Genomic DNA, 23893 nt, shown 5'->3' on the forward strand with positions numbered 1-23893 from the left:
CGCGTTTCACCAGCCGCGGAATTTTGCGGGCGGCTGATACAGCCCGCCTGACCACGCGACCAGATCGTCGATGCTCCGTGCCGCCAGCAACGAGCGCTTCGCTTCGCCGCGGCGGATGCCGAGATCTTCCGGGTACGCAACAATGCCACGACGCCGCAATTCCGCGGTCTTGGCGGGGTCGGCGCGCATGCCGACGGGTGTCACCCCCGCCACGGCACTCAACGCCGCACGGCGCTCTTCCACGCCTTCGGCAGCATGCAGATACGCAATTCCTTCTTCGGTCACGACGTGGCTCACGTCGTCGCCGTAGATCATGACCGGGGCTATCGGCATGTTGCTTTGCTTGCCGACGGCGATCGCGTCGAGGGCGTCGACAATAGTCGGCTCGCCACCCTTCTTGAAGGTCTCGGCGGTTTGCACGACGAGCTTGTGCCCGCGTCCGATCGCGCTGTTTGGCCCATCGTTTTTCATCAGCGATAACCACGCCGCGCTCGAATGACGGCGGCCGCGCGGATCGTGTCCCATGTTCGGCGCACCGCCGAATCCGGCAAGGCGGCCGAGCGTGACCGTCGATGAATTCGCGTCGGCGTCCATCTGCAACGTCGAGCCTATGAAAAGATCCACGCCGTATTGCCCCGCGAGCTGGCACAGCACGCGGTTTGATCGAAGGCTGCCGTCGCGACCCGTGAAAAACACGTCCGAGCGCGCTTCAATGTAATCCTCCATGCCCACTTCGCTGCCGAAGCAATGCACGCTTTCGACCCAGCCGCTCTCGATGGCCGGGATCAGCGTGGGGTGCGGATTGAGTGCCCAGTGCGTGCAGATCTTGCCCTTCAGCCCATGCGCTGCGCCATAAGTGGGCAGCAGCAATTCGATCGCGGCGGTGTCGAAGCCAATGCCGTGGTTCAGTGCCGTCACGCCATAACGCTCGTAGATGCCGCGAATGGTCATCATTGCCATGAGAATCTGCAACTCGCCGATATGACGCGGATCGCGCGTGAACAGCGGCTCGACCGCAAACGGCCGGTCTGCCTGCACGACGACATCAACCCACGAACCGGGGATATCGACGCGCGGCAATTCGTCGACAATCTCGTTCACCTGCGCCACCACAATGCCATGACGGAACGCGGTTGCTTCGACGATAGTCGGCGTGTCCTCGGTGTTAGGGCCGGTGTACAGATTGCCGTGCCGATCGGCCTGCACCGCGCAGACCAGCGCGACTTGCGGCGTCAGGTCGATGAACATGCGCGCATACAGTTCTATATACGTATAGATCGCACCAATCTCGAGCTGCCCGTCTTCGAGCAACTGCGCGACGCGCAGACTTTGCGGGCCCGCAAACGAGAAGTCCACTTTGCGCGCGATGCCGCGTTCGAACAGCGTCAGGTGCTCGGGCCGGCTGATGCTGGATATCAGCAGATGCACGTCATGCACGCGCGCCGGATCGAGCTTCGCGAATGCGCGCGAAAGAAAGTCGGCTTGCTTCTGGTTGTTGCCTTCGAGCGCGACACGGTCCCCGGATTGAATCAGCGTTTCGAGGGCGTCGACAATGCGTTCCGCCTTGAGCACGCCGTTGTCGAGCCAGCCTTCGATAGCCTTCAGGCGCCGGGCCTTTTCCAGCGCGCGCGTGTTCCACTGGCGCGGCGCTGGGGCGGTGTCGGTTTGTGCGGGAGGATTCATGCGGGGCCTCGGTGTTGAGCGGGATCAGCGGAACGAAATCAGGAGAGCGGCAGCAGCGCTTAGTCTGACCGCGCAGTGGAAGGACGGCGACGCTTCTTCGGCTGCGTGGCCTGGGCCTGCATTTGAGCGTCGTGGAGAAAACGAAAAACCAGTTCGCCGGTCGCGAGCAGATGGCGTGCGACCAGTGTTTGCGCCGCTTCGGTATCGCGCGCATGCAGTGCGTCGAGAATGGCTTCGTGCTCGGCGTCGGACTGTCCCTTGAACGTGGGCATGCCGAACTTGAGCCGCAGATAACGCTCGCCCCGCCGATGCATCGTCCCAATCAGCTCCATCAGGTGAGGCCGCTCAGCGGGCGCGTACAGGCTCATGTGGAACTGCTCATTGCGCACGACATAGAGCGCCTGGTCCTGTTCGTTGGCCGCGGCCTCCAGCAACCGGCGCGCCTCGGCCAGCGTTGCATCGGTATGGCGCTCGATTGCGATGCCGATAGCCAGACTCTCCAGCGACGCTCGGATCTCGTAGATCTCGCGGGCTTCATCGGCCGATTGCAGGCTGACCGACGCGCCGCGATTCTGTTCAATGGTGACCCAGCCCTCGCTGTCCAGTTGCCTGAACGCCTCGCGCACAGGAATGGCGCTGACGGAGAACTGCCTGGCAATAGCGTCCTGGCGCAGCGGTTCACCCGGCAACAGCGTGCCTTCCACGATCGCCACGCGCAACGCGTCCGCTATATAGCGCGACGTGCTCTGGCGCGGCTCGAATTGCGCCTCGCGAAACGGGAGATTCAGCTCGTTTTTCATGTTTGTTCCTACCGAAGCTAGGTACAAGTGCGGAGTGGTCAACAGCTCATTTTCAAATATTATATATGAAAATGCACTTTTAGGGCTTGTAAGGCAAACCCGGTGCTTTAACGCAGACGCCCCAATTTGCGAACAGCGGGCGTTGTTCATATCAGGGTCACACCAGGTTTATATCTACCAGGAAGACAGTCATGCCAAGTACGCTGGAACGTTCGATAGGCGCCGTCCGGCGCAAGCGCACGCCACTCAACCGGACACAGATCGTAGGCTTCTGGGGTGCCTGGGCCGGCTGGACGCTCGATGGCATGGACTCGTTCATCTATGCACTGGTGCTGGCGCCCGCGCTGACCGAACTGCTGCCGAAGTCCGGCTACGCGGCTACGCCCGCGAATGTCGGACTGGCAGGATCAATTCTCTTCGCACTATTCCTGGTGGGTTGGGGGTTGTCGTTCATCTGGGGCCCGCTCGCCGACCGCTTCGGGCGCACCAAGGTGCTCGCCGCGACCATCTTCACCTTCGCGATCTTTACAGGGCTTGCCGCGACTTCGCATACGGTGTGGGAGCTGGGCATCTATCGTTTTCTTGCGGGTGTGGGTATTGGCGGGGAGTGGGCGCTCGCCGGCACCTACGTGGCGGAAGCGTGGCCGGAGGATCGCCGCAAGATGGGCGCAGGGTATCTCCAGACCGGGTATTACGCGGGCTTCTTCATGGCCGCCGCGCTTAACTATACGATCGGTGCGACCTTCGGCTGGCGCGCGATGTTCCTCGTCGGCATTGTGCCGGTGATCGTATCTATCGTCGTGTTGTTGCGCGTGAAGGAAACCGACAAGTGGCAGAAGGTCGAAGCGACCGTGGTCAAGCAGGCCAGTTCGCTGCGTGCGATTTTCTCGGCGCAGTACCGGCAACGCACCATCGTCGCGACCGTGTTGCTCACCGTGGCGATCATCGGCTTGTGGGCGGGCGCGGTGTATGAACCGTCGGCGGTCATTCAGCTTGCGACGAAAGCCGGCATGACGAAGGCGGATGCATCCCGGACCGCATCTATCGCGACAGGGCTGTTGTCGATAGGCACGATCATCGGCTGTCTCGCGTTGCCGCCAATGGCCGAGCGTATCGGCCGAAAACTCACGCTGGCGGTGTACTTCGTGGGCATGGCGGGATCGATCGCGCTGGCGTTCGGCTGGGCCTTCTATCTGGAGAACGGGCTGGTGCCGTTCATCGCGTTGCTGGTGGTGCTGGGTTTCTTCGGCGGCAACTTCGCGTTGTTCAGCTTGTGGCTGCCGGAGCAGTTCGAGACCCGCGTGCGAGCGACGGCGTTTGCGTTCTGCACATCGATAGGACGCTTCTTCGGGGCAATCGTGAACTTCGGGATTGGCGCGATGGTGCTGCACATGAAGACGCTCGGCGTGCCTATCGCGCTGACCGCCATCGCGTTCGTGATCGGGCTGGCGGTGATCCCGTTCGCGCCGGAAACGAAGGGGCAGGACCTGCCAAGTTAAAGACTTTTACTCGAAGCGCCGCGCCAGCAGACACAAGATTTCGTACATGAGCGTGGCGGCGACAAGCGCCGTATTACCGCTCGGATCATAAGGCGGCGACACTTCCACGACGTCGCCGCCGACCCAGTTCAAACCATCCAGTCCGCGCAGCAGCGCCAGCGTTTCACGCGTTGTCAGCCCGCCTATTTCAGGCGTGCCTGTACCCGGCGTGTAGACCGGATCCAGGCCGTCCACATCCAGTGAAAGATATGTCGGGCCATCGCCCACGACCTTACGCGCTTCGTCAATGATCGCGCCCACACCGAGGGCCTCGAATTCTTCGATAAACACCACACGCATGCCACTTTCGAGCGAATAACGCCAGCCCTCGTCGGAATTCTGCGCACCGCGAATGCCAATCTGGATGGTTCGCTTTGGGTCCAGCAAGCCCGCTTCCACCGCGCGGCGAAACGGCGCGCCGTGCGTGAATTTCGACCCCTTGAAACTATCCCATGTGTCAGTGTGCGCATCGATATGCACCATGCCAACAGGCCGCTTCGGCGCCATCGCCTGGAAGATCGGGTAGGTAATCGAATGATCGCCACCCGCGCTCAAGGCAATCTTGCCGGCCGCGAACACCGGTTCAAAGAACCGTCGGATGTCCTCGTGCGAACGTTCGAGATGATAGAGGTCGGTGAACGGGACGTCGCCTATTTCGCCCACGCGGCACACATCGAAGGGATTGAAACGCGTCACGTGATGGATCGCGCGCGTCATGCTCGACATGTTGCGGATCTCGCGCGGGCCAAACCGCGCACCCGGACGCGCAGTCACGCCGCCATCGAACGGCACGCCGGCCAGCACGATATCGAGTTCATTGATATCCGTGCAGTACGGCACGCGCATGAAGGTCGGGATGCCGCTAAAGCGGGGTAACGCCATCTGGCTTCGATCGGTGCCGGGCATGATGTTCTCGTCAGAAAGTAGGCGGTGTATTGGTCCACAGCACACGCGCAACGGTCTTGCCGGGGTTGCGATAACTGTGCGGAACGGTACTGGGGAAATAGAAGGTATCTCCCGCATGCAGCAGATAACATTCATCGCCCAGCGTCAGTTCGAACTGGCCCTCGATCACGTAACCCAGTTCTTCACCGGCGTGGCTGATCTGCTCGTCGCTGCTTGCAAGCGGTTCGATCACGTGGATATCGCTTTGCAGCAATTGCCCCGAAGCGGGCACGATCACCCGTTCCAGCATGATCGAAAGACGCTTGCCGGCTGACGGAAACTCCGTGGTGGGACGCTCGTTCGCGCGCTGCACAGGCGACGTATTGATGTCCGGTCCCGAGACGAGCGCGCCCACATTGGTCGACAACGCCAGCGCGATCTTGTGCAATGTCGCAAGCGAGGGTTGCGCGTGGCCGCCCTCGAGTTTGGACAACATGCTCTCCGAGCAACCCACCTCCGCCGCGAGCGCTTTCAGCGTCAACTGCTTGACCATGCGCGCGTGTTTCAGACGCACGCCGAGCGTGGCGGACGGATCGGGCTGAACCTCGGGCGGCTTGCTCGCGGCCCGGCGCGGGCTCGCTGGTTTGCGTGCTGCGGTTTTTTTTGTGGCCACCGGAAGGTTCTTCCTAAAAGTAGGGGATCTACGCGAGCACCGTGAACTCGACTTCCAACGGATTCAACGCGTTGATCGGAATAATATCCTGCGGGCAAGCAGACATGACCACGACGCAATCCATCAACGCCTTGATCTCCACGTAATCCCCCGCCTTCGATACCGGCGCAAGCCATTCGATCGAATAGTCCGGCCTGATCGGGATGTTCATCCACAGGTTGAAGGGTTGCGGCACTTCGCGAGCGCGCAGGCCGATCGCTTTCAGCGCGAGCCGCATGTTGTCCGCGCAGTTGTCGTGATAACCGGCCACGCCCAGGTTCTTGTAGCGGTACAGATCGCACGCGGCCATCAGCGTGTCGTGCACGCCCGGCGATGTGTCCGTGACCAGCTCAGCAATCGGCCGGCGATGATTGGTCATCAACGGATCGCCGGCTTGCGGAATCACCTTGTCAAGCGACGCGCGAGCGTGTTCGAACGACAGGAATTCGTCGAGGTGAGTCGCATTGAAGATCCACGTATCGCACACCTGGGTGCCGTGCGTGTTCGTGATACGGATCGTCTGGCCCGACTGTATCTTGACCGCGCGGCCATTGCGCGCAGGCACGGTATAGGTCTTGCCGATCTCCGGTGTGCCATCGGCGGAAATGGGTTCGCGCAGCGTGGCGTTTTCGCCAAGCGCATGGCTGTTGTCGTGATGATGTTCAACGTGCGGCGTGCTCATGGTGACTCCTTCAGTCAGATCGTTTTCAAGGTGCTTCGTTGCAGAGGTGAACCAGGCAATGCGCCAATGCGCGGGCGCCCAGTACGAGGTGATCGTCGTCGGTGGCTTCAAGCGGGTTGTGGCTGATGCCGTCGCGACTCGGGACAAACAGCATCGCGCTCGGGCAATGTTTCGCGAGATACATGGCGTCGTGGAATGCGCCTGAGGTGATGCGTAGTGAAGGCGCGCCGAGTGCTTCGCATGCATCGGCTACGCGCTGGATCACGGCCGGTGCAAAGTCCACGGGTGGGTGGATGAACAGCGCTTCCAATGTCACCGCATGGTGGCTCACGCAGTCCGCAAGCTGGCGATCGAAAGCGTCGAGTACAGCCGCGTCCGGGTGACGGAAGTCAATGGTGAACGTGACTTCCGATGCAATCGTGTTGATCGAGTTCGGCACGACGGTCCAGCGTCCGAAGGTGATGCGGGTATCGCCGCCGCCTAGCCGGCAAGCGAGCGTGTCGATCTCCGCGCGGACGGCGACAGCGAGCGTCATGGCGTCGTGGCGAGCGTGCATGGGTGTGGTGCCCGCGTGTGCAGCGACGCCCTGGCAGCGCACTGCGTACCACCGCACGCCCTGGATGCCGGTGACTACGCCCAGAGGAACATTGGCGAGTTCCAGCAAGGGTCCTTGTTCTATATGCAATTCGATGAACGCGTGCGCAGCCTTCTCGACAACGCGTGTCTGGAGTAACGGAAACGCTTCGCGATGTGCGGCGAGCGCGCTGTCGAGCGAGATACCATCGCTGTCCTTCGCCTGCCCGTAGCGCTCGATCAATGCCGGATCGACGAACGCGCTCGACCCCATCGCGCCAGGCTGAAAGCGCGTGCCTTCTTCGTTGGTCCATGCCACCACTTCGAGCGGGCGGCGCGTACGGATACCGGCATCGTTGAGCGCGGCAAGGCATTCGAAGCCGGCCAGCACGCCGTAGCAGCCGTCGAGCTTGCCGCCTGTCGGCTGGGTATCGACATGGCTGCCGGTCATCACCGGCGGCAGGCCCTCCAGACCGGGGCGTCGAAAAAACAGGTTCGCGCAAGCGTCGGTACGGACTGTGCAGCCGAGTGCGGCGGCACGATCGATCAGGAAACGCCGTGCTTCGATATCGGCAGGAGACAGCGCCGGGCGATCCACGCCGCCGTCTGCACGCGCACCGAAGCGAGCAAGCGTCTCGATCGATTCGAGCAGACGTGATGCGTCGATATGAGAGGCGGTCTTGAATGCGCCGTCCAACATCACGCGACCCCCGTGACAGATGTCAGGCTGCGATCGAACCACGGCTTCAGGAACTGCTGCAGGCGTGGCGTGCGGGTGTTGCCGAAGATCTGTTCAGGCGGCCCCGCCTCCACTATCCGCCCGGCTTCCATGAACACCACGTGGTCCGAAATCTTGGCGGCAAAGCTCATTTCGTGCGTGACCATGACCATCGTCATGCCGTCTTGCGCCAGGGATCGGATCACACTCAATACTTCTTCCACCAGTTCGGGATCGAGCGCGGAAGTCGGTTCGTCGAGGAGCATCACTTCGGGCTCGATCGCCAATGCGCGCGCGATTCCCACGCGTTGCTGCTGACCGCCGCTCAGGGACGCGGGATAGGCATCGGCTTTTTCTGCGAGGCCAACACGCGTCAGCGCCGCCAGCGCCTGTTTATGAGCATCGGCCTTGCTCGCTTTCTTCGATAACACCAGCGGCGCGGCCACGTTGCCCAGCACGGTCATGTGTGGCCAGAGATTGAATTGCTGGAACACCATGGACACGGGCCGACGCACTTCCGCGATGCTCTTTTCACTATCGCGATCACGGTCCGAACGACCTGCCGAGCGATAACCGAGCAACTGGCCTTTGATCCACACTTCGCCTTCATCGTAGGCTTCGAGAAAGTTCATGCAGCGTAGCGCGGTCGTCTTGCCGGACCCTGAAGGCCCGATCAGCGAGACGATCTCGCCGCGTGTCACCGCGAGATCGATGCCCTTGAGCACGCGATTGGCACCGTACGATTTACCCACGGCACGCAGTTCGAGAATGGGCAATGAACTCATGAGGTTTTCCGCGAAGGGGCAATCAGCGCCTGCGCCCATCGGGCAGCGAGGGCAACGCATTGCGTGAGTAGCCAGTAGCACACGATCAACATCGCGTACGGAGCGATGTACGTATAAGTGGACGAGACTATGTCGCTTGCTGTCATGGTCAGTTCGGGCACGGTGATGATCGACGCCACGGCGCTTTCCTTGATGACAAGAATGGTCTGGTTGGCGAGCAAGGGAATGGCGAATGCAATAGCCTGTGGCATGTCGATGCTGCGAAACGCAGCCCATCGGCTGATGCCGAACGCGCGAGCCGCTTCTCCATGTCCGCGCGGAATGCTGGCCCAGCCGGCGCGAAAGATTTCCGCAAAGTACGCGGCCGAATAAAACGCGAGCGACACAATGGTGGCCTGCACCGCGGTCATGGTGATGCCGATCACCGGCAAGCCGAAATAGACGATCACAAGTTGCGACAGATACGGCGTACCGCGCACGAGCCAGACATAGACGCGATAAGGCGCCGCCACCCAGCGCGGGAACCGCAGCCGCAGCGCGTTCAGCACGAAGCCGGCCAGCGCACCCGTGAAGGCCGCGAGCAAGCTGACCTCGAGCGTCACCAGGATGGCTTCGGCGAAACGCGGAATGAGCGAGAGGAAACTGTTCATGGTCGGCTCAGGCCCGTCGCGCCACGCGCCGTTCGATACCCCGGCCGGCAAGCGACAGCAGCGAAGTGATCGCGAGATAGAAGCAGGCCGCGAGCGTATAAACCTCGAGCGGCCGGTAACTGACCGAAGACAATTGCTGCCCGACGCGCATCAGGTCCGTGACCGCAATCACCGACACCACCGCGGACGCCTTCACTATGTCGATCATCTCCGACACCAGCGCCGGCAGCGTCAACGCGACGACTTGCGGAATCTCCACGTGCCACAAGGTCTGGCGGCGCGTGAGATTGAAGGTCTGCGCCGCCTCGACCTGCCCGCGCGGAATCGCGCGAAAACCCGTGCCCAGGATCTGCGACTGATACGCCGCTGTATTCATCGACAAACCCACTGCCGCCGCGGCCACGCCGGGGATGGCCCATCCGAGTCCCGAGGGCACGTAGTAGAACACCAGCAATTGCGCGAGCACCGGCGTGCCGCGAAAGAGGCTCACATAGACCCGCGCAGCAGAGGCGAGCGTGAGGCTTTTGCTTGCGGACATCATGTAGATGAAGATGCCCGCAAAGAAGCCGCACGCCACCGCGACCGCTGAGAGACATAGCGTCGTGATCGCGCCGTCCAGCAGTTGCGGCAGATAGCCGAGACAACGCGCGAGGAGATCGGGTGGGTTCATATCGGTCGATGCGGTTTGATGCTGCTTACATCGACGGTGCGGGCATGGCGTCGGCGGGGACGTCCATGGTCGTGCCGAACCACTTCATCTGCAGCGCCTTCATGGTGCCGTCATGATTCGCGCGGGCAATGGCGTCGCTGAAAAGCTTGAGCAGCGTTGCGCTGTCCGCGTCCTTGCGCGCGACCCATGCGAAATAGCTCTTCGGTCCAATGCTTTGCGGCAACACGGTGAACACGCCCGGACGGGATTTCAGCAAGGGTCCAAGATTCGCGACTGATTGCGCGACCGCGTCCAGGCGGCCGACCGCCAGGTCCGCATAAGCCTCGTCGAAGGCGACGTATTGCTTGATCTGCTTGATGCCAGGACCGCCGGCGGCCTTCAGGTTCTTGTCGAGCGCCATGAGCGCCTGCAACTGTGCCGAGCCCGTTTGCGATCCGACGATCTTGCCGTTCAGGTCATTGGGCGACTTGATGGAAGCTTCATTCGAACGCACCAGGACGCCTGCGGTTGCATCGGCAATAGGCAGTGTGAACGCAAAGTGTTCTGCCCGATCCTTGTTGACGGTGACGGCGGTGATCACCATGTCAAAACGCTTGGCGTCGAGGCCCGGGAGCAAGCCCTGGAACGGCAGGTCGAGTTGCTTGAGCTTGACGTCGGGCACCGACTTCAGCACGTATTGCAGCAGGTCAGAGTCATATCCCACGATCTTGCCGTTCTCAACGGATTCGAACGGCGCATATCGCGCCTCTGTGCCCACCGTGATTTCCTTGTTCGCCTTGACGCGGGCGAGCAGGTCGCCGCTTTGCGCGTGCCCCGGAATTGACGCGCACAGCGCAAGCGCGCCGGTCATCGACAAGACAAACCTGTGAAGTGACTTATGCATGATGCTCCCGTGCGGCCACGCCGCAAAGAGGGGTTAGTGAATGTATTCAAGTTACTTGAATGAGATTCACTATGCATGAAGTGTGCCACATGAAGAGGGCTTGTTGGGAGATGTCTGGGTCTGGCCGGCATGCACCGGAGTGGGATTTGAAAGAGACAAGGCACCGATAAAGTGCCGCCATGCACAAGACAACGGCAGGAGGCCGTCCGCTTGGGGATGGTTGGGAGACGGCTACCGCGGAGGGCGCGGCACGCCTATATAGATAGAGGAGTGTCGCGCGCGGTTCTTGAAAGATAGCGGTTTGTAACCGCTATCAGGTGAGTCATTCCATGCCATTGGACGCGAGCTCTTCAGACCTGTGCATACCCGCCGTCAACGCTCAATTCGCTTCCGGTCATGAAACTGCTGTCGTCAGACGCAAGGAAGAGTGCGGCAGCCGCGACTTCGTCCGGGTCGCCCATGCGGCCAAGAGGCGTCTTGGCGACCAGGCCCGCTATCATCGCTTCCTGCTGACCCGAGCGAGCCAGTCCATTGAGCAGTCCCGGCGTGGAGGTCGGGCCCGGAGAAAGCACGTTCACGCGGATGCCGGTACCCTTCAAGTCCACCGCCCAGCCCCTGACGAAATTGCGGATCGCAGCCTTCGATGCGCTATAGACGCTGAAAGCGGGCGATCCGGTTGAACCCGCCGTCGATCCCGTAAGAATGATGGAACCGCCCGCTTTCATCATCGCCAGTGTTTTCTGGACGGTGAACAGCGTCCCTTTGACATTCACGCCGAAAACGCGATCGAACGATTCCTCGGTGATCGAACCGATAGGCTGCATGTCGCCGACTCCCGCATTGGCGAGCAGTATGTCGATGCGTCCTTTCGCGGCCTCTATCGTGGCGAAAACACGCTCAAGGTCGTCCAGCCGGGAAATGTCTCCCTGAATAGCCACCGCGCGGGGCCCGATCACCTCGAGTGCCTTGTCCAGTTCCTCTTGGCGACGACCTACGATAACGACCTCCGCGCCTTCGGCTGCAAAGCGTTTGGCGCTTGCCAATCCAATGCCGCTGTTGCCGCCGGTGACCACTGCGATTTTTCCGTCAAGCCTGTTCATGCGTACCTCCCGAGATAGGAGATAGGAAGCGTAGACCCGCGCTATTACTTTGTATAGTATTTACCTTTTGGTAAGTACCCTCTCCAGGAGCGGCAGAATGTCGACGATTACCTTCACCTGCGGGCTTGAGGCCGCACTGGCTATCCTTGGTGGAAAGTGGAAACCGCTGGTGCTGTTTAATCTGGCGCACGGTGTGCATCGATACGGCGAACTGAGGCGTGCCGTGGGAAGCGTGAGCGACAAAGTGCTCATTCAGCAGTTGAAGGAATTGCAGATGGACGAAGTTATCGAGCGCACTGACTACAAGGAGATTCCGCCGAAGGTCGAGTACTCGCTCACTCCTTTCGGCCGTTCTCTGGCGAAAGCGTTGGGTCCGCTTTGTGTTTGGGGTACTGAGCATATGGCTGACGTCGAACGAATCAGCCTGCGCAGGCAGGCTTTGGCCGACGCTGATGCACGGTAAGGCGGTTGCGAATGGATCGGCGAATGCGTGGCGCCAGTCAGCTTGAATCGCGGCGGCCCCTCACGGCTAAATCGACTCGCGCGGCTGAATAATAAAACCCTTGTCGCGTGGCCTCCCACAGGATCGCTGCGCGCAAACCGCAACGCTCCCATCGCAGCAATTCTCCCTCTGATAGCGCGTCACACCGGATATCCCACCGGCCGTCAAATCGCGTCCGCATTAACTTCCATATTCAATACTATTTACTGTCATATTTCTTTCATTAATGAAAATTACAATTCGCCTTCACCGCGTACCCCTTAACTCATGACTCATACGCTCAGGCGTTTCAATGACAGGGTGCGCTGGCCCCCACCCAACAGAAAACCGGACCAGACGACATGCAAGAGCAGCCCAACGTATCGCGCCGTAAAGCCCTCAAACTGCTCGTGACCGCGCCCATGCTGCCTCTAGGCGCGTTCTCCATTTCCACGCTGGCGGGCTGCGGCGGCGACAGCGCAACCACACCGGTCACGTCGGCATCGTTCAAGTCCGCTTCATTTGCTTCAATGGCTGCGCCGACTCTGGAGGACACGGCCGCCATGGCGACCACCACGGTGCGCTCGTCGCTCACGGTGACCTACACCGACGGCACGACGCAAGCGTACAAGCTCGCCTACCAGCCGTTCTTCGTGACCGGTGACATGGTGCCGAACGGCAGCGGCGGCACGACGCTCGCGGGTGGTTATTACGACATCAACAACCAGCCGGTCATCGACAAATCGGTGCCGGGCAAGGAGCGCCAGTTCTTCTCGGATTGCCCGGACGGCACGTCGCTGCTGTCACTCGCGAAACCCACGGTTGCCGGTATCAAGGGAAAGGCCGTATTCGCAGTCGTCCAGTTCGAATATGCGACGCGTGACCAGAGCCTCGCGTCGGCGTATGGACAGTTGCCTTCGCCTATCGCGGTCCTTACGCTCGACCAGGACCAGACGACCGGCAAACTCACGCTCGTGAAGTATCACAACGTGGATACGTCGAAGGCGAATGGTCTGTGGATCACGTGCGGCGCGAGCCTGTCGCCGTGGAACACGCACCTGTCGAGCGAGGAGTACGAGCCGGACGCCACGACCATTGCGACCAACAGCCAGTTCAAGGTGTTCAGCACGAGCCTCTATGGCGATGCGACCCGCGCGAACCCGTACAACTACGGTCACCTCCCCGAAGTCACGGTGAACCCGGACGGCACGGGCACCGTCAAGAAACACTACAACCTTGGACGCATCTCGCACGAACTGGTGCAGGTGATGCCGGACAAACGCACCGTCATGATGGGCGACGACGCGACCAACGGCGGCCTCTTCATGTTCATCGCGGATCGTGCGGAGGACTTGTCGTCGGGCACGCTGTATGTGGCGAAATGGACGCAGACATCGTCTGCGGGTGCGGGCTCGGCCAACCTGACCTGGATCAGGATTGGCAGCGCGGCGAGCGCGGAAATCGAAACAATGGCAGCGAGGCTGAAAGCGCCGGACATCATGGACGTGAGCACCAGGGATCCTCTCGACGCGAGCTTCACGAAGATCAATTTCAACGGCACGTTCAACTGGATCCGCATCAAGCCGGGCATGGAGAAGGCGGCGGCGTTCCTGGAGACGCATCGTTACGCTGCCTATATTGGCGGGAGCATGGGCTTTACGAAGCTTGAAGGCACGACGATCAACGCGAAGGACAAGATCGTGTACAGCGCCATGTCACGCGTCGAGAAGTCGATGGTCAAGGGCAACGCGGCATCCACGGACGTGGCCGTCGACAAAACCATCAACGCCGGTGCGGTCTATGCGTTGAACCTGAAAGCGGGGCAGCGGGATACGAGCGGTACGGCGATCAACAGCGAATGGGTTCCGGTCGACATGGCCGCGCCGGCTGCGCTGACAGGCGAAGACCTCTCAACGCCCGATGCGATCGGCAATACCGCGAACGCGAGCAAGATCGCGAACCCGGACAACCTGAAGTTCTCGGAGAAGCTGCGCACGCTCTTCGTTGGCGAAGATTCGGGCATGCACGTGAACAACTTCCTGTGGGCCTACAACGTGGACACGCAGACGCTGTCACGCGTGCTGTCGTGTCCGGCCGGCGCGGAATCGACCGGCCTTCATGCGGTTGACGAGATCAACGGCTGGACCTACATCATGAGCAACTTCCAGCATGCGGGCGACTGGGAGAGCCCGGTCCACGACAAGGTGAAGGCCGCGCTGGACCCGCTCGTGCGGGACAACTTCAAGGACCGCTTCGGCGCCACGGTCGGTTACCTGACCGCGGACACCTCAAGCATCAAGCTCGTCAAAGGCTGATCGAGCGAGTCAGCTTCCCTTGTTGTAACCGTCGGTCAGTGTATGCAGGAACGCAATGATGTCCTTCATCTCCTGATCGGTCATTGCGGGCTTGTCGCCGAACTTGCGGTCGAACGGTGCGTCGGTCACGTCGATGTTCGCGTGGAATTGCGGCGGCAGGTCGTCGTACTTGTTGACCTTGCCGTCGGCGCCCTTCGGATAGAACTTCTCCGGCGCGGTATTGCGGTCGTTGTAGAACGCCATGACGTCGTCGAGCGAGTGATAGACGCCGTTATGGAAGAACACTTGCCGCGTCGCGGAGTTCCGGAGCGTGGGCGTGAGGAACATGCCGCAATACTGCGTCTGGTCCTTTATGTCGGTGCGGAAGGGGCCGCACACGCCCATGTCGAAGAACTTCGGATCGTGGTTCTCCGCCAGCGTGGTGTTACGGGGTACGCCGAGCGCTTCGTACTGGTAGTCGGTGAACATCGGCGGCACGCCGTCGGGACTGGGCTTGGACAAGTGACAGCCGGCGCAGTTGGCCTTGTCGGGATCGTTGAAGAGGCGCAAGCCATGCAACTCCGCTTTCGAGAGCCGCGCCTTGCCCTCGAGCCAGTAGTCGTACTTGCTGGTGTACGGGTGGAACGACTGTTCTTCGACCTGGTAGCGCGCAACTGCAAACATGGCCTCGGAGATGGTGAGCTCCCTGCTCTGGAAAATAGCCGGGCCGAACAGTTTCGTGAAGTCGTCCTTGTAGGCCGTGCGCTGCAATTTTGCGGAGACGTCGGCTTCGCTGGTGTTGGCCATTTCCACGGGATTGAGCATCGGGCCGGACGCTTGTTCCTGCAGCGTATCGGCGCGGCCGTCCCAGAAGAGACCGCCTTGCGGCACCATAGCCGGCGCTGCGGGCGCTACGCCCGCGTTCTTTTGCGCCTTGGCGGTTCCGGCGGCCTGCGACGCGAGGGCGGCTAAATCGGCCGGAGCTTCGGCTTCGCCGGCATCGGGTCCAATGCTGAAGTTAGGCTGCAGGTACAGGTACATCAGGGAAGGCGGCGGACGGTAGCCTTCCAGCGTCATGTGCGGTCCGCCCAACTGCACGGAGAGTTTGTTCGGCGGGCCATAGGCATGGTCCGGGCTGTGGCAGGTCGCGCACGACTGTTTCCCGGAAGCGGACAGCGACTCGTCGAAGAAAATCTTCTGGCCGAGTTGCGCGACCGCGCTCAACGGGGCGACCGGCGGGCGGGAGAGGACAACAGGATTCGGGTTGGCACCCGTCAGGTCTTCCACGATGGCGCCCACGCGGGCCGGTACTTGCGAGGGGAAGGCTACGGCCCATGCGCTGAATCCGGCGGCGCCGAGAACCACGGCGGCGATGCATCCGAGCAAGATGTGTTTCGGGCGGGGGAAGCGTGGCTTCAAGCGTGGCTTCTCGCCTGCGGCGGGCGTTACCGGGGGTATGACGGTGTGCGGCATGTTGACCAGGAAGCAGGGGCAGCATTGAAAAAACGCCGCCGGCTCAATTGCCCGGCGGCGACGCAGCAAGAACCTTACCGCCCGCGTCAGTGATCCGACGCGGGTGTTCAGGTAACAATCAGATGGTGGGAACCGATGCGACCGGTGTACCCAGGTTCGGATCGATGAAGACCGTCGGGTTCTTGCCCGAACCGCTGAAGTTGAACATGTTGTTGATGCTGCCGGCAGTTGCGTCGAACGAACCGCCACCGAGACGCGCACCGTTGAGCCAGTTGTCTTCAATGAAGCGAACCACCGAAGCCTGGTTGATCAGCGTGTGGTCCACGTAGTTCACCTTGGCCCACGGCGAGATCACGACGAACGGGATACGCGTGCCCGGACCGCAACGGCCATTCACCGGCGCACCCTTCACACCCAGCGGAGCCGTACCCGTGCCGCACGTGCCGGCGCCATTCACCTGATCGGCAACTGCGTCGAACGACGACGAGTTCGGCACTGCGAAGGCATGGTCGTACCAGCCGTCCGAGTCATCCCAGGCCACGATCACAGCGGTGGTTGCCCAGTCCGGCTGTTGCTGCAGGAAGTTGACGATCTTCGCCGTGAAAGCCTGCTCGTCGAGCGGATCCGAATAACCTGCGTGGCCATCCTGGAACGCCGGCGCCTTGATGAAGCTGACGGACGGATAGTTGCCGGCCTTGACCGTTGCGAAGAAGTCGTCGGTGTCGTACTGGTGGTTCGCCGGTTCCGGCGTCTTGCCATCCGCTTCAAGCGACAAGCCGATCACTGCCGTCGAGCTCGGACGTGCGTGCGTCGGGTTGGCGGTCGATGCGAAGTACTGGAACCAGTTGTGGTGCGGGATATAGTCGGCGGTTGCCTGACCCACGACTGGCGACAACGTGCTGCGCTTGCAACCCGTCGTGCCGTTGCTGTTCACGGTCGACAGATTGAAGCCGCCCATGAAGCCGCCCCACGAGATGTTTTGCGCGTTCAGCAAGTCGCCGATGTTCTTGGCTGCGATCATCGCCGTGTCGGTCGTGCTCGAGCACGTGTCGTTCGCCGGATCGACGTCGTTGATCAGCGTGAAGCCGCCCTGACCGTCGTTCACGAAGTACGAACCCGTGTTCGTCGCGGTGACCGGGCCGCCTGCGCTCGACTTGATCACTTGCAGGCCGTTGGTCTGGCCCGACACGACTTCGAGTGCGCCCGGCGTGGACGGACCGTAGGTCGACGTGTACGCGTTGTCGCTCATGGCGAAATTCTGCGCATAGTTCCAGAGGGCGCCGACCGTGTTGCCGTCGAAGTAGCCCATGACCTGGCCTGTGGTACCGAATGCGCCTGCGCCGCCTGCCGTGCCCTTACCCGTGAACTTCGGGAAGAGGTCGGCCGCGCCGTTGTCGTAGGCGTGTTGTTCAGCCGTGTACGCGTGGTTCTGGTCGGAGGTCGCGGCTTGCGTCCGGTCCAGGCGGAACGGATTGGCTGCGCCCGTGCCGTTGGCCGTGTTCGTGAAGTTCGGGTTCGCTGTCAGCAACGTGCCGCTAAGACCGTTCACCGCCGGCGTGCCCGCTGCCGGAGTGAACGCCGGCTCGCCTGCCGGGTTCGCTGCGTTCGGATACGTCGCGAAGTAGTGATCGAACGAGACGTTCTCGTTATAGATCACGACTACGTGCTTGATGGGGGTAGCCGTCGCGATCCGGTTCTGGATGGATTGCGACGAACTGGGATTGCTGTTGTTGCCACCGCCGCAGGCGTATAGGCCGATAGCCATTGCTGCAGTGGGTACGCCAACCATTAAGGCTCGACGAAACATGTGTGAAGCTCCCGATGTCGTTGTGGCAGTGCTTGTGTGGCCGCGTGGCCTTTGGGGGACGGGTGCGGACTATGAAGAGACCTTTCTTTTCGATCCGACCGCATTGGAACACTTACGTATGAACCCTAAAAGACGGTCTGCTTTCGCTGTGGTTACGTGGAAATAACAAACAGAAAGAGTCGGTAAGGTAGAACGTCGAAGCGCGGTACGGGCTGGCCTTTCAAGGCCGGCGGCGCGAGCGCCGGCACGGCTGTTTGATGGCAAGGCTTTTTTAGGCGGCCGGAAAGAGTTGCACGGCTTATCCGCTAACGAGTCGCAACCTTTCATGCTGACGTCACAGAGCGCTTCGATAATCGCTGCTGCTGTAAACGTTTTCAGTTCACTTTTGCCAAAGCCCATGCACTCCACCATCAAGGACGTTGCCGCGCATTCAGGCGTCTCGATCGCCACGGTTTCGCGTGCACTGAACGCACCGCAGTTGCTGAATGCGGAGACCCTCGCGAAGGTGCGCGAATCGATTGAAGCACTCGACTTCATGCCTAGCGCACGAGGCCGCCAGCTTCGCGGCGTACGCACGCGGCTGGTCGGCGTGGTCGTGCCGACACTGGCCAATCCCGTCTTCGCCGAGTCGCTGCAAGGCATTGATGAAGCGGCATCCGCCAGTGACTACCGCCTGATGCTGATGACCACCGCGTATGACAGCGCTCGTGAGCGCCGCGCGATCGAGACCCTGCGCGAGCAACGTGTGGATGGCCTGATCGCGACCGTCGCCGACGCCGAATCCAACCCCTTGCTGGACGAACTTGACCGCATTGGTCTGCCTTATGTGCTCGCGCATAACGACACGGCGTATCGCGCGGCGGTATCGGTGGATAACCGGCGCGCAGCGCGTGATGGCGTGTGTGCGTTGCTGCAGCGCGGGCACCGGCGCATCCTGATGCTCGCTGGTTCGTTCGCGGAATCGGACCGCGCGCGCTTGCGGTATCGCGGTTATGAAGACGCGATGCTTGACTCCGGCCTCACGCCGCACCCGCCGATCGAACTCGATTTCAACGCGGACGATCTGCCGCCTTCGCTGCTCGCCCATCTCTCCGATCCCGCTCGCCGGCCCACTGCGCTTTTCTGCAGCAATGACCGGCTGGCGATCATCGTGATGAGGGGTTTGCGGCACGCGGGATTGTCCGTGCCGGGCGATATCTCGGTGCTTGGTTTCGATGGCATTCCGCTTGGCGAATGGCTATCGACAGCGCTGTCCAGCGTCGCTACGCCGAACCGCGAGATTGGCCGGTACGCATGGCTTCATCTCGCGGCCAGGCTGGGTTTGCCCGGCGACACGACCAACGGCCCTGTTCCCTTCAAGTTGCCTCATAGCGTAAGAACCGGTGCGACCATCGCGCCATTGATCGATCCCGCGGCCAGAACGGCCTCCCTCGTATCGGAGAATCCTGCATGAAAATTCGTCATGTCCTGGCTACGCTGCTTGCAGCAACGGCCACTTTTTGCGCGGCCGGCGCGGCCTATGCTGGCAACACCGCCGACAGCACCGCGATCTGCTACAACTGCCCGCCGGAATGGGCGGACTGGGCGAGCCAGATTGCTGCCATCCAGAAGCAGACCGGCATTCGCGTGCCGTTCGACAACAAGAATTCCGGCCAGGCCATTGCGCAGATGATGGCCGAGCAGAAGAGCCCGATTGCCGACGTGGTGTATCTCGGCGTTTCATCGGCGTTCCAGGCAAAAGACAAGGACCTCGTGCAGCCGTACAAACCTGCGCATTGGGACGATATCCCTGCCGGCATGAAGGATCCCAACGGCTACTGGTTCGCGATTCATTCCGGCACGCTGGGCTTTTTCGTGAACAAGGACGCGCTCGACGGCAAGCCGGTTCCGCGTTCGTGGGCGGACTTGCTGAAGCCGGAATACAAGGGCATGGTCGGCTATCTTGATCCGTCGTCGGCATTCGTGGGATACGCGGGCGCAGTGGCGGTGAACCAGGCGCTGGGCGGCACGCTCGATAACTTCAAGCCCGGTCTCGACTGGTTCGCGAAGATGAAGGCCAACGCGCCGATCGTGCCGAAGCAGACCGCGTATGCGCGCGTGATGTCGGGCGAGATTCCGATCCTGCTCGACTATGACTTCGACGCCTATCGCGCTAAATACAAGGATCACGCGAACGTGGAGTTCGTGATCCCGAAGGAAGGCACGATCGTGGTGCCGTATGTGATGAGCCTTGTGAAGGGCGCACCGCATCAGGCGAACGGCGAGAAGGTGCTGGATTTCGTGCTGTCGGATGAAGGCCAGCGCCTGTGGGCGAACGCGTATTTGCGACCGGTGCGTGGCGGAACGTTGCCGCCTGACATAGCCGCCAAGTTCCTGCCGGCGTCGGAGTATGCGCGCGCCAAGGACGTCGACTTTGCGAAGATGGCCGCCAAGCAGAGCGCGTTCGGCGAAGAGTATTTGCGCGTCATGCACTGAGCTTCCGGCAATGCAAGACTCCACCTTTTCCACCCGTGCGCGGATCTTCCTGCTGGCGCCCGCGCTTGCCGTGTTCTTCGCGTTCTGGCTGCTGCCGCTGGTCGCGTTGTTGCAGGCCAGCGCGGTGCCGGACGCGTTCACCGCGTATCGCGAGGTCCTGACCAACTCGCGTTATCTGCATAGCTTGCTCGCGACCATTGTGTTGTCGTTGGCGGTGACGGCGGCGACACTGGTTTTGTCGACCATCGCGGGTTTGTTTCTCGCGCGCCGCGAGCTGCCGGCCAAGCGATTGCTGGTCGCACTGCTGACGTTTCCGCTCGCGTTTCCCGGCGTGGTGGTGGGGTTCATGGTGATCATGCTGGCCGGGCGCCAAGGATTGATTGGCGCCCTCTCCACCCGGTTTACAGGGGACCGCTGGGTGTTCGCTTATTCGCTCAGCGGTTTGTTCCTGGGCTACCTGTATTTTTCGATTCCGCGCGTGATCGTCACCGTCATGGCGGCTGCAACGAAGCTGGATGCGTCGCTGGAAGAAGCGGCGCGTTCGCTGGGGGCGTCGCCGTGGCGCATCTTTATCGATGTGGTCATGCCTGCCCTGATGCCTGCGTTGATCGCGGCGGGCGCGGTGTGTTTTGCTACCGCGATGGGTGCTTTCGGCACCGCGTTCACACTCGCCACCGACCTCGACGTATTGCCGATGACCATCTATACCGAGTTCACGCTGAACGCGAATCTTGCGACGGCAGCGGCGTTGTCGATCGTGCTCGGCCTCGTTACCTGGGCCGTGCTGGCGGTTGCTCGCAGCCTCACCGGCGCGACTGTCGCCGCTACCGCATGAGGACGCCGATGCCTGAGTTCCTGAAGCCGCGCCGTCTGCTCGTTGCGGGGCAATTGCTGCTGACGCTTGCGCTGGTTGCGTTCATGGTCGTGCCCGTGGTGATGTCGGTGATGGCCGGATTGACCGTCAACTATTTTCGTGGCGTGTCCAGCGGGCTGACGCTTAAATGGCTCGAGCAGGTGTGGGCGATGTATCAGGATTCGGTCTGGTTATCGATCGAGATCGCGCTTGCAACGCTTGCCATCACGCTCGCTATTGGTGTGCCGGCGGCGTATGCGCTGGCGCGCAGCAATACGCGCTGGGCGCGGTTTGTAGAAGAACTGCTGGTGCTGCCTATCGCGTTGCCGGGTCTTGCTACTGCGTTGGCCTTGTTGTCGGTGTACGGCGGCTGGAGCGCGTTTCGCTCGAGCATGTGGTTCATCGTCGCCGGGCATGTGGTCTTTACCTTGCCGTTCATGGTGCGCTCGGTCGCGGCGGTCTGCGCGGGCACCGACCTGCGAACCATGGAAGAAGGCGCGGCCAGTCTGGGCGCGTCGTTTACGCAGCGGTTCCTGACAATCGTGCTGCCGAATGCGCGTCCCGGCATTGTTGCCGGTGCGCTCGCGGTGCTGACTTTGTCGATAGGTGAATTCAACCTGACCTGGATGCTGCATACGCCCGACACCAAGACGCTGCCGGTCGGACTCGCCGATGCTTACGCGTCCATGCGTCTTGAAGTCGGCAGCGCCTACACCATCCTGTTCCTGCTGATGACGCTGCCATTGCTGATTGCGATGCAGTGGCTGGGTGTCGATCCGGCTGGCGCGCAGAGCGAGCGCGCCGCGGCAAAACGCAAGCGAGCGTTGTCGCAAAGCGGTTCACCGGGGCAGCAAACCCTTACCCAACCTGTAGAGACTGCACGATGAGACTCGAAGCTGTTCCCGTCACCCTCAGCCGTTGCGCGAAAACGTTTCGCGGGCAGCGTGTGCTCGAACCCGTCGATCTCAGCATCGAACCCGGCGAAACGCTGGTGCTGCTCGGACCGTCAGGCTGCGGCAAGACCACCACGCTGCGCCTGATCGCGGGGCTGGAAAAACCCGATGCCGGCGGCCGCGTGAGCTTCGGCGCCGACGATGTCACGGCATTGCCCATCGAACGCCGTCAGGTCGGCATGGTGTTCCAGAACTACGCGCTATTTCCCAATCTCACGGTGCGCGGCAACGTGGGTTATGGCTTGCGGATCCAGAAGGTGGAGGCATCGGCGGCGCGTCGGCGGGTAGATGAATTGCTCGAGATGACCGAGTTGACCGCACACGCCGACAAGCCGATAACGGAGTTGTCCGGCGGTCAGCGGCAGCGTGTCGCGCTGGCTCGCGCGCTGGCGCCGAGGCCACGTGTATTGTTGCTCGATGAACCCCTGACCGCACTCGATGCCCGCCTGCGCGAGACCTTGCGTGCCGAGATGAACGCGTTGCTGCGAGAGCTTCGCGTGACCAGCATCTATGTCACGCATGACCAGTCCGAAGCAATGGCCCTGGCCGACCGCATTGTGGTGATGAGCGCCGGGCGCATTGAGCAGTGCGGTACGCCGCGCGAGATCTATTACCAGCCGGCCAGCCGCGCGGTGGCGCAATTCATCGGCACATTGAACCGGGTGGCGGGCGAGTGCCGCGATGACGCATTCGTCACGCTTGGCGGTACGATTAGCGTGACGGGACTGGTCGCGCAACTGCGTGCGCGGGACGGTGCCCGGTCGGAAATTTTCTTCCGGCCGGAAGATGCCGTGCTGGTCGATCCGCAGTCTGCGCAGTTGCGCGGCGCGGTGGAGTCGGCGCTGTTTCTGGGTGAACGCACCCGCTTGAAAATCAGGGACGCAGCGCCGGATGCATTGATTGTCGATGTGCCCGGCCGTGTCGAACTGGCGGAGGGAACGGCTGTGGGGATATCGGTGCGCGACGAAGGTTGGGTCGCGTTGCACTGATCCCCCTGGTCGGGGTTCCGTTCGCTTGAAGCCAAACCAAGGAGAAGCCATGCTGCTCGCTCAAATCACCGATTTGCATATCAAGCTGCCCGGTGTGCTCGCGTATAAAAAAGTCGATACGGCAGCCTGTCTGCGTGCTTGTGTCGAACGGTTGAACGCGCTGAGTCCGCGTCCGGATGCCGTGCTCGTGACCGGAGATCTGGTGGATTTCGGTACCGCCGATGAATATCGTCACTTGGCGGCGTGCTTGAAACCGTTAGAGATGCCGGTGTATCTGATGGTCGGGAATCACGACGATCGCGCGGCATTGCGCGAAGTTTTCGATGCGGGTTATCTGCACGAAAGCGGTACAGGTAGCGACTTTGTGCAATACGCGTTCGACCTGCAGGATATGCGGGTCATCGCGCTGGATTCGCAGAAGCCGCAGGAAAGCCCGGGTACGTTATGCGACGCGCGTCTTGCGTGGCTTGAGCGGCAGCTGGAGGCCGCGGATGGCCGCCCGGTGATTGTCGCGTTGCATCATCCGCCGTTTGCCACCGGTATCGGGCATATGGACGACATGGCGCTTGACTCGCAAGCTTCGTCGAAGCTCGAGGCCCTGATTTCGCGGTACCCGAACGTGGAGCGGGTTTTGTGCGGGCATGTGCATCGGCCGGTGCATAAGCGCTTCGCCGGAACGATCGCTTCCATCGCGCCGTCGACCGCGCATCAGGTCGTGCTTGATCTGCATGTGGATGCACCGTCGGCGTTCGTGCTCGAGCCGGGGGCGTTCGCCCTGCACTATTGGACAGAGGGCGTGGGGCTCGTGTCGCATCATGAATACGTCGAGCAGTTCGACGGGCCGTATCCGTTTTTCGATGACGATGGGGAGTTGGTGGATTAAAAGCCT

Annotated in this window: 22 protein-coding genes; 9 read left to right on the top strand and 13 right to left on the bottom strand. The window is 61.5% G+C overall.

Features of this window, described 5'->3' with window-relative positions; genetic code table 11:
- Positions 1-6 precede the first annotated feature (6 nt).
- Both mdcA and AWB69_RS16170 read right to left on the bottom strand, forming a co-directional pair.
- The gene (gene mdcA / locus AWB69_RS16165) at positions 7-1683 is read right to left on the bottom strand and encodes a malonate decarboxylase subunit alpha (protein WP_062086417.1); all 1677 of its coding nucleotides are present in this window, start codon (positions 1681-1683) and stop codon (positions 7-9) included.
- Between the two features lie 59 nt (positions 1684-1742).
- Positions 1743-2483: a GntR family transcriptional regulator gene (locus AWB69_RS16170; RefSeq protein ID WP_062086419.1), complete on the bottom strand. Its 741-nt coding sequence runs from the start codon at positions 2481-2483 to the stop codon at positions 1743-1745.
- 191 nt (positions 2484-2674) lie between these two features.
- Here AWB69_RS16170 and AWB69_RS16175 point away from each other — a divergent pair, with 191 nt between their 5' ends.
- On the top strand, positions 2675-3982 hold the full coding sequence (locus AWB69_RS16175; RefSeq protein ID WP_062086421.1) for an MFS transporter: 1308 nt from the start codon (positions 2675-2677) through the stop codon (positions 3980-3982).
- A 6-nt stretch (positions 3983-3988) separates the two neighbouring features.
- On the opposite strand, the gene speB is transcribed toward AWB69_RS16175, so the two are convergent.
- The 9 genes from speB to AWB69_RS16220 all read right to left on the bottom strand — a co-directional run bounded on the left by speB (position 3989) and on the right by AWB69_RS16220 (position 11679).
- Positions 3989-4927 carry an agmatinase gene (speB, locus tag AWB69_RS16180; RefSeq protein WP_062086423.1) on the bottom strand — a complete coding sequence of 313 codons (939 nt, stop codon included), beginning with the start codon at positions 4925-4927 and terminating at the stop codon, positions 3989-3991.
- Positions 4928-4937: 10 nt separating this feature from the next.
- On the bottom strand, positions 4938-5459 hold the full coding sequence (locus tag AWB69_RS16185; protein WP_062086585.1) for a helix-turn-helix domain-containing protein: 522 nt from the start codon (positions 5457-5459) through the stop codon (positions 4938-4940).
- 148 nt (positions 5460-5607) lie between these two features.
- Positions 5608-6300 (bottom strand): DUF1989 domain-containing protein, encoded by a 693-nt coding sequence (locus tag AWB69_RS16190; RefSeq protein WP_062086425.1) that lies wholly within the window; start codon positions 6298-6300, stop codon positions 5608-5610.
- A 25-nt stretch (positions 6301-6325) separates the two neighbouring features.
- Complete coding sequence (locus tag AWB69_RS16195) at positions 6326-7573, bottom strand: M20 family metallo-hydrolase (protein ID WP_062086427.1); 1248 nt, start codon at positions 7571-7573, stop codon at positions 6326-6328.
- The gene (locus AWB69_RS16200) at positions 7573-8376 is read right to left on the bottom strand and encodes an amino acid ABC transporter ATP-binding protein (RefSeq protein ID WP_062086429.1); all 804 of its coding nucleotides are present in this window, start codon (positions 8374-8376) and stop codon (positions 7573-7575) included. The genes AWB69_RS16195 and AWB69_RS16200 overlap by 1 nt, the downstream gene beginning before the upstream one ends.
- Entirely contained in the window at positions 8373-9026 is a 654-nt protein-coding gene (locus AWB69_RS16205; RefSeq protein WP_062086431.1) for an amino acid ABC transporter permease, read from the bottom strand. Before AWB69_RS16205 ends, AWB69_RS16200 begins: the two co-directional genes overlap by 4 nt.
- A gap of 7 nt (positions 9027-9033) precedes the next feature.
- Positions 9034-9696 (bottom strand): amino acid ABC transporter permease, encoded by a 663-nt coding sequence (locus tag AWB69_RS16210; protein ID WP_062086433.1) that lies wholly within the window; start codon positions 9694-9696, stop codon positions 9034-9036.
- Positions 9697-9721: 25 nt separating this feature from the next.
- Complete coding sequence (locus tag AWB69_RS16215) at positions 9722-10579, bottom strand: transporter substrate-binding domain-containing protein (RefSeq protein ID WP_062086435.1); 858 nt, start codon at positions 10577-10579, stop codon at positions 9722-9724.
- 350 nt (positions 10580-10929) lie between these two features.
- Positions 10930-11679, bottom strand: a complete 750-nt coding sequence (locus tag AWB69_RS16220; RefSeq protein ID WP_062086437.1) for an SDR family NAD(P)-dependent oxidoreductase — start codon at positions 11677-11679, stop codon at positions 10930-10932.
- Between the two features lie 97 nt (positions 11680-11776).
- On the opposite strand from AWB69_RS16220, the gene AWB69_RS16225 reads away from it, so the two are divergent.
- Positions 11777-12142 carry a winged helix-turn-helix transcriptional regulator gene (locus tag AWB69_RS16225; RefSeq protein ID WP_062086439.1) on the top strand — a complete coding sequence of 122 codons (366 nt, stop codon included), beginning with the start codon at positions 11777-11779 and terminating at the stop codon, positions 12140-12142.
- Positions 12143-12522: 380 nt separating this feature from the next.
- Positions 12523-14475: a PhoX family protein gene (locus AWB69_RS16230; protein WP_062086441.1), complete on the top strand. Its 1953-nt coding sequence runs from the start codon at positions 12523-12525 to the stop codon at positions 14473-14475.
- Between the two features lie 9 nt (positions 14476-14484).
- On the opposite strand, the gene AWB69_RS16235 is transcribed toward AWB69_RS16230, so the two are convergent.
- Positions 14485-15927, bottom strand: coding sequence for a cytochrome-c peroxidase (locus tag AWB69_RS16235; RefSeq protein ID WP_082913433.1), 1443 nt, complete (start codon positions 15925-15927; stop codon positions 14485-14487).
- Between the two features lie 118 nt (positions 15928-16045).
- A complete protein-coding gene (locus tag AWB69_RS16240; RefSeq protein ID WP_062086445.1) occupies positions 16046-17734 on the bottom strand; it encodes a phospholipase C in 1689 nt (562 codons plus the stop codon).
- 397 nt (positions 17735-18131) lie between these two features.
- Here AWB69_RS16240 and AWB69_RS16245 point away from each other — a divergent pair, with 397 nt between their 5' ends.
- Genes AWB69_RS16245 through AWB69_RS16270 form a run of 6 tightly spaced genes read left to right on the top strand, consistent with a single transcriptional unit; the run spans position 18132 to position 23887 of the window.
- Positions 18132-19187: a substrate-binding domain-containing protein gene (locus AWB69_RS16245; protein ID WP_062086587.1), complete on the top strand. Its 1056-nt coding sequence runs from the start codon at positions 18132-18134 to the stop codon at positions 19185-19187.
- Positions 19184-20209, top strand: coding sequence for an ABC transporter substrate-binding protein (locus tag AWB69_RS16250; RefSeq protein WP_062086447.1), 1026 nt, complete (start codon positions 19184-19186; stop codon positions 20207-20209). Before AWB69_RS16245 ends, AWB69_RS16250 begins: the two co-directional genes overlap by 4 nt.
- Positions 20210-20219: 10 nt before the next feature.
- Positions 20220-21044, top strand: a complete 825-nt coding sequence (locus AWB69_RS16255) for an ABC transporter permease (RefSeq protein ID WP_062086449.1) — start codon at positions 20220-20222, stop codon at positions 21042-21044.
- Positions 21041-21949 (top strand): ABC transporter permease, encoded by a 909-nt coding sequence (locus tag AWB69_RS16260; RefSeq protein ID WP_062086451.1) that lies wholly within the window; start codon positions 21041-21043, stop codon positions 21947-21949. The genes AWB69_RS16255 and AWB69_RS16260 overlap by 4 nt, the downstream gene beginning before the upstream one ends.
- The gene (locus AWB69_RS16265) at positions 21946-23004 is read left to right on the top strand and encodes an ABC transporter ATP-binding protein (protein WP_062086453.1); all 1059 of its coding nucleotides are present in this window, start codon (positions 21946-21948) and stop codon (positions 23002-23004) included. Before AWB69_RS16260 ends, AWB69_RS16265 begins: the two co-directional genes overlap by 4 nt.
- A gap of 49 nt (positions 23005-23053) precedes the next feature.
- Complete coding sequence (locus AWB69_RS16270) at positions 23054-23887, top strand: phosphodiesterase (RefSeq protein ID WP_062086455.1); 834 nt, start codon at positions 23054-23056, stop codon at positions 23885-23887.
- Positions 23888-23893 lie beyond the last annotated feature (6 nt).

This window comes from Caballeronia udeis (assembly GCF_001544555.2).
Lineage (GTDB): Bacteria > Pseudomonadota > Gammaproteobacteria > Burkholderiales > Burkholderiaceae > Caballeronia > Caballeronia udeis.

What these genes read in the sequence shown, in the direction of transcription:
- mdcA (WP_062086417.1), bottom strand. Translation starts at nt 1,683, where the DNA reads ATGAATCCTCCCGCACAAACCGACACCGCCCCAGCGCCGCGCCAGTGG.
- AWB69_RS16170 (WP_062086419.1), bottom strand. Translation starts at nt 2,483, where the DNA reads ATGAAAAACGAGCTGAATCTCCCGTTTCGCGAGGCGCAATTCGAGCCG.
- AWB69_RS16175 (WP_062086421.1), top strand. Translation starts at nt 2,675, where the DNA reads ATGCCAAGTACGCTGGAACGTTCGATAGGCGCCGTCCGGCGCAAGCGC.
- speB (WP_062086423.1), bottom strand. Translation starts at nt 4,927, where the DNA reads ATGCCCGGCACCGATCGAAGCCAGATGGCGTTACCCCGCTTTAGCGGC.
- AWB69_RS16185 (WP_062086585.1), bottom strand. Translation starts at nt 5,459, where the DNA reads ATGGTCAAGCAGTTGACGCTGAAAGCGCTCGCGGCGGAGGTGGGTTGC.
- AWB69_RS16190 (WP_062086425.1), bottom strand. Translation starts at nt 6,300, where the DNA reads ATGAGCACGCCGCACGTTGAACATCATCACGACAACAGCCATGCGCTT.
- AWB69_RS16195 (WP_062086427.1), bottom strand. Translation starts at nt 7,573, where the DNA reads ATGTTGGACGGCGCATTCAAGACCGCCTCTCATATCGACGCATCACGT.
- AWB69_RS16200 (WP_062086429.1), bottom strand. Translation starts at nt 8,376, where the DNA reads ATGAGTTCATTGCCCATTCTCGAACTGCGTGCCGTGGGTAAATCGTAC.
- AWB69_RS16205 (WP_062086431.1), bottom strand. Translation starts at nt 9,026, where the DNA reads ATGAACAGTTTCCTCTCGCTCATTCCGCGTTTCGCCGAAGCCATCCTG.
- AWB69_RS16210 (WP_062086433.1), bottom strand. Translation starts at nt 9,696, where the DNA reads ATGAACCCACCCGATCTCCTCGCGCGTTGTCTCGGCTATCTGCCGCAA.
- AWB69_RS16215 (WP_062086435.1), bottom strand. Translation starts at nt 10,579, where the DNA reads ATGCATAAGTCACTTCACAGGTTTGTCTTGTCGATGACCGGCGCGCTT.
- AWB69_RS16220 (WP_062086437.1), bottom strand. Translation starts at nt 11,679, where the DNA reads ATGAACAGGCTTGACGGAAAAATCGCAGTGGTCACCGGCGGCAACAGC.
- AWB69_RS16225 (WP_062086439.1), top strand. Translation starts at nt 11,777, where the DNA reads ATGTCGACGATTACCTTCACCTGCGGGCTTGAGGCCGCACTGGCTATC.
- AWB69_RS16230 (WP_062086441.1), top strand. Translation starts at nt 12,523, where the DNA reads ATGCAAGAGCAGCCCAACGTATCGCGCCGTAAAGCCCTCAAACTGCTC.
- AWB69_RS16235 (WP_082913433.1), bottom strand. Translation starts at nt 15,927, where the DNA reads ATGCCGCACACCGTCATACCCCCGGTAACGCCCGCCGCAGGCGAGAAG.
- AWB69_RS16240 (WP_062086445.1), bottom strand. Translation starts at nt 17,734, where the DNA reads ATGTTTCGTCGAGCCTTAATGGTTGGCGTACCCACTGCAGCAATGGCT.
- AWB69_RS16245 (WP_062086587.1), top strand. Translation starts at nt 18,132, where the DNA reads ATGCACTCCACCATCAAGGACGTTGCCGCGCATTCAGGCGTCTCGATC.
- AWB69_RS16250 (WP_062086447.1), top strand. Translation starts at nt 19,184, where the DNA reads ATGAAAATTCGTCATGTCCTGGCTACGCTGCTTGCAGCAACGGCCACT.
- AWB69_RS16255 (WP_062086449.1), top strand. Translation starts at nt 20,220, where the DNA reads ATGCAAGACTCCACCTTTTCCACCCGTGCGCGGATCTTCCTGCTGGCG.
- AWB69_RS16260 (WP_062086451.1), top strand. Translation starts at nt 21,041, where the DNA reads ATGAGGACGCCGATGCCTGAGTTCCTGAAGCCGCGCCGTCTGCTCGTT.
- AWB69_RS16265 (WP_062086453.1), top strand. Translation starts at nt 21,946, where the DNA reads ATGAGACTCGAAGCTGTTCCCGTCACCCTCAGCCGTTGCGCGAAAACG.
- AWB69_RS16270 (WP_062086455.1), top strand. Translation starts at nt 23,054, where the DNA reads ATGCTGCTCGCTCAAATCACCGATTTGCATATCAAGCTGCCCGGTGTG.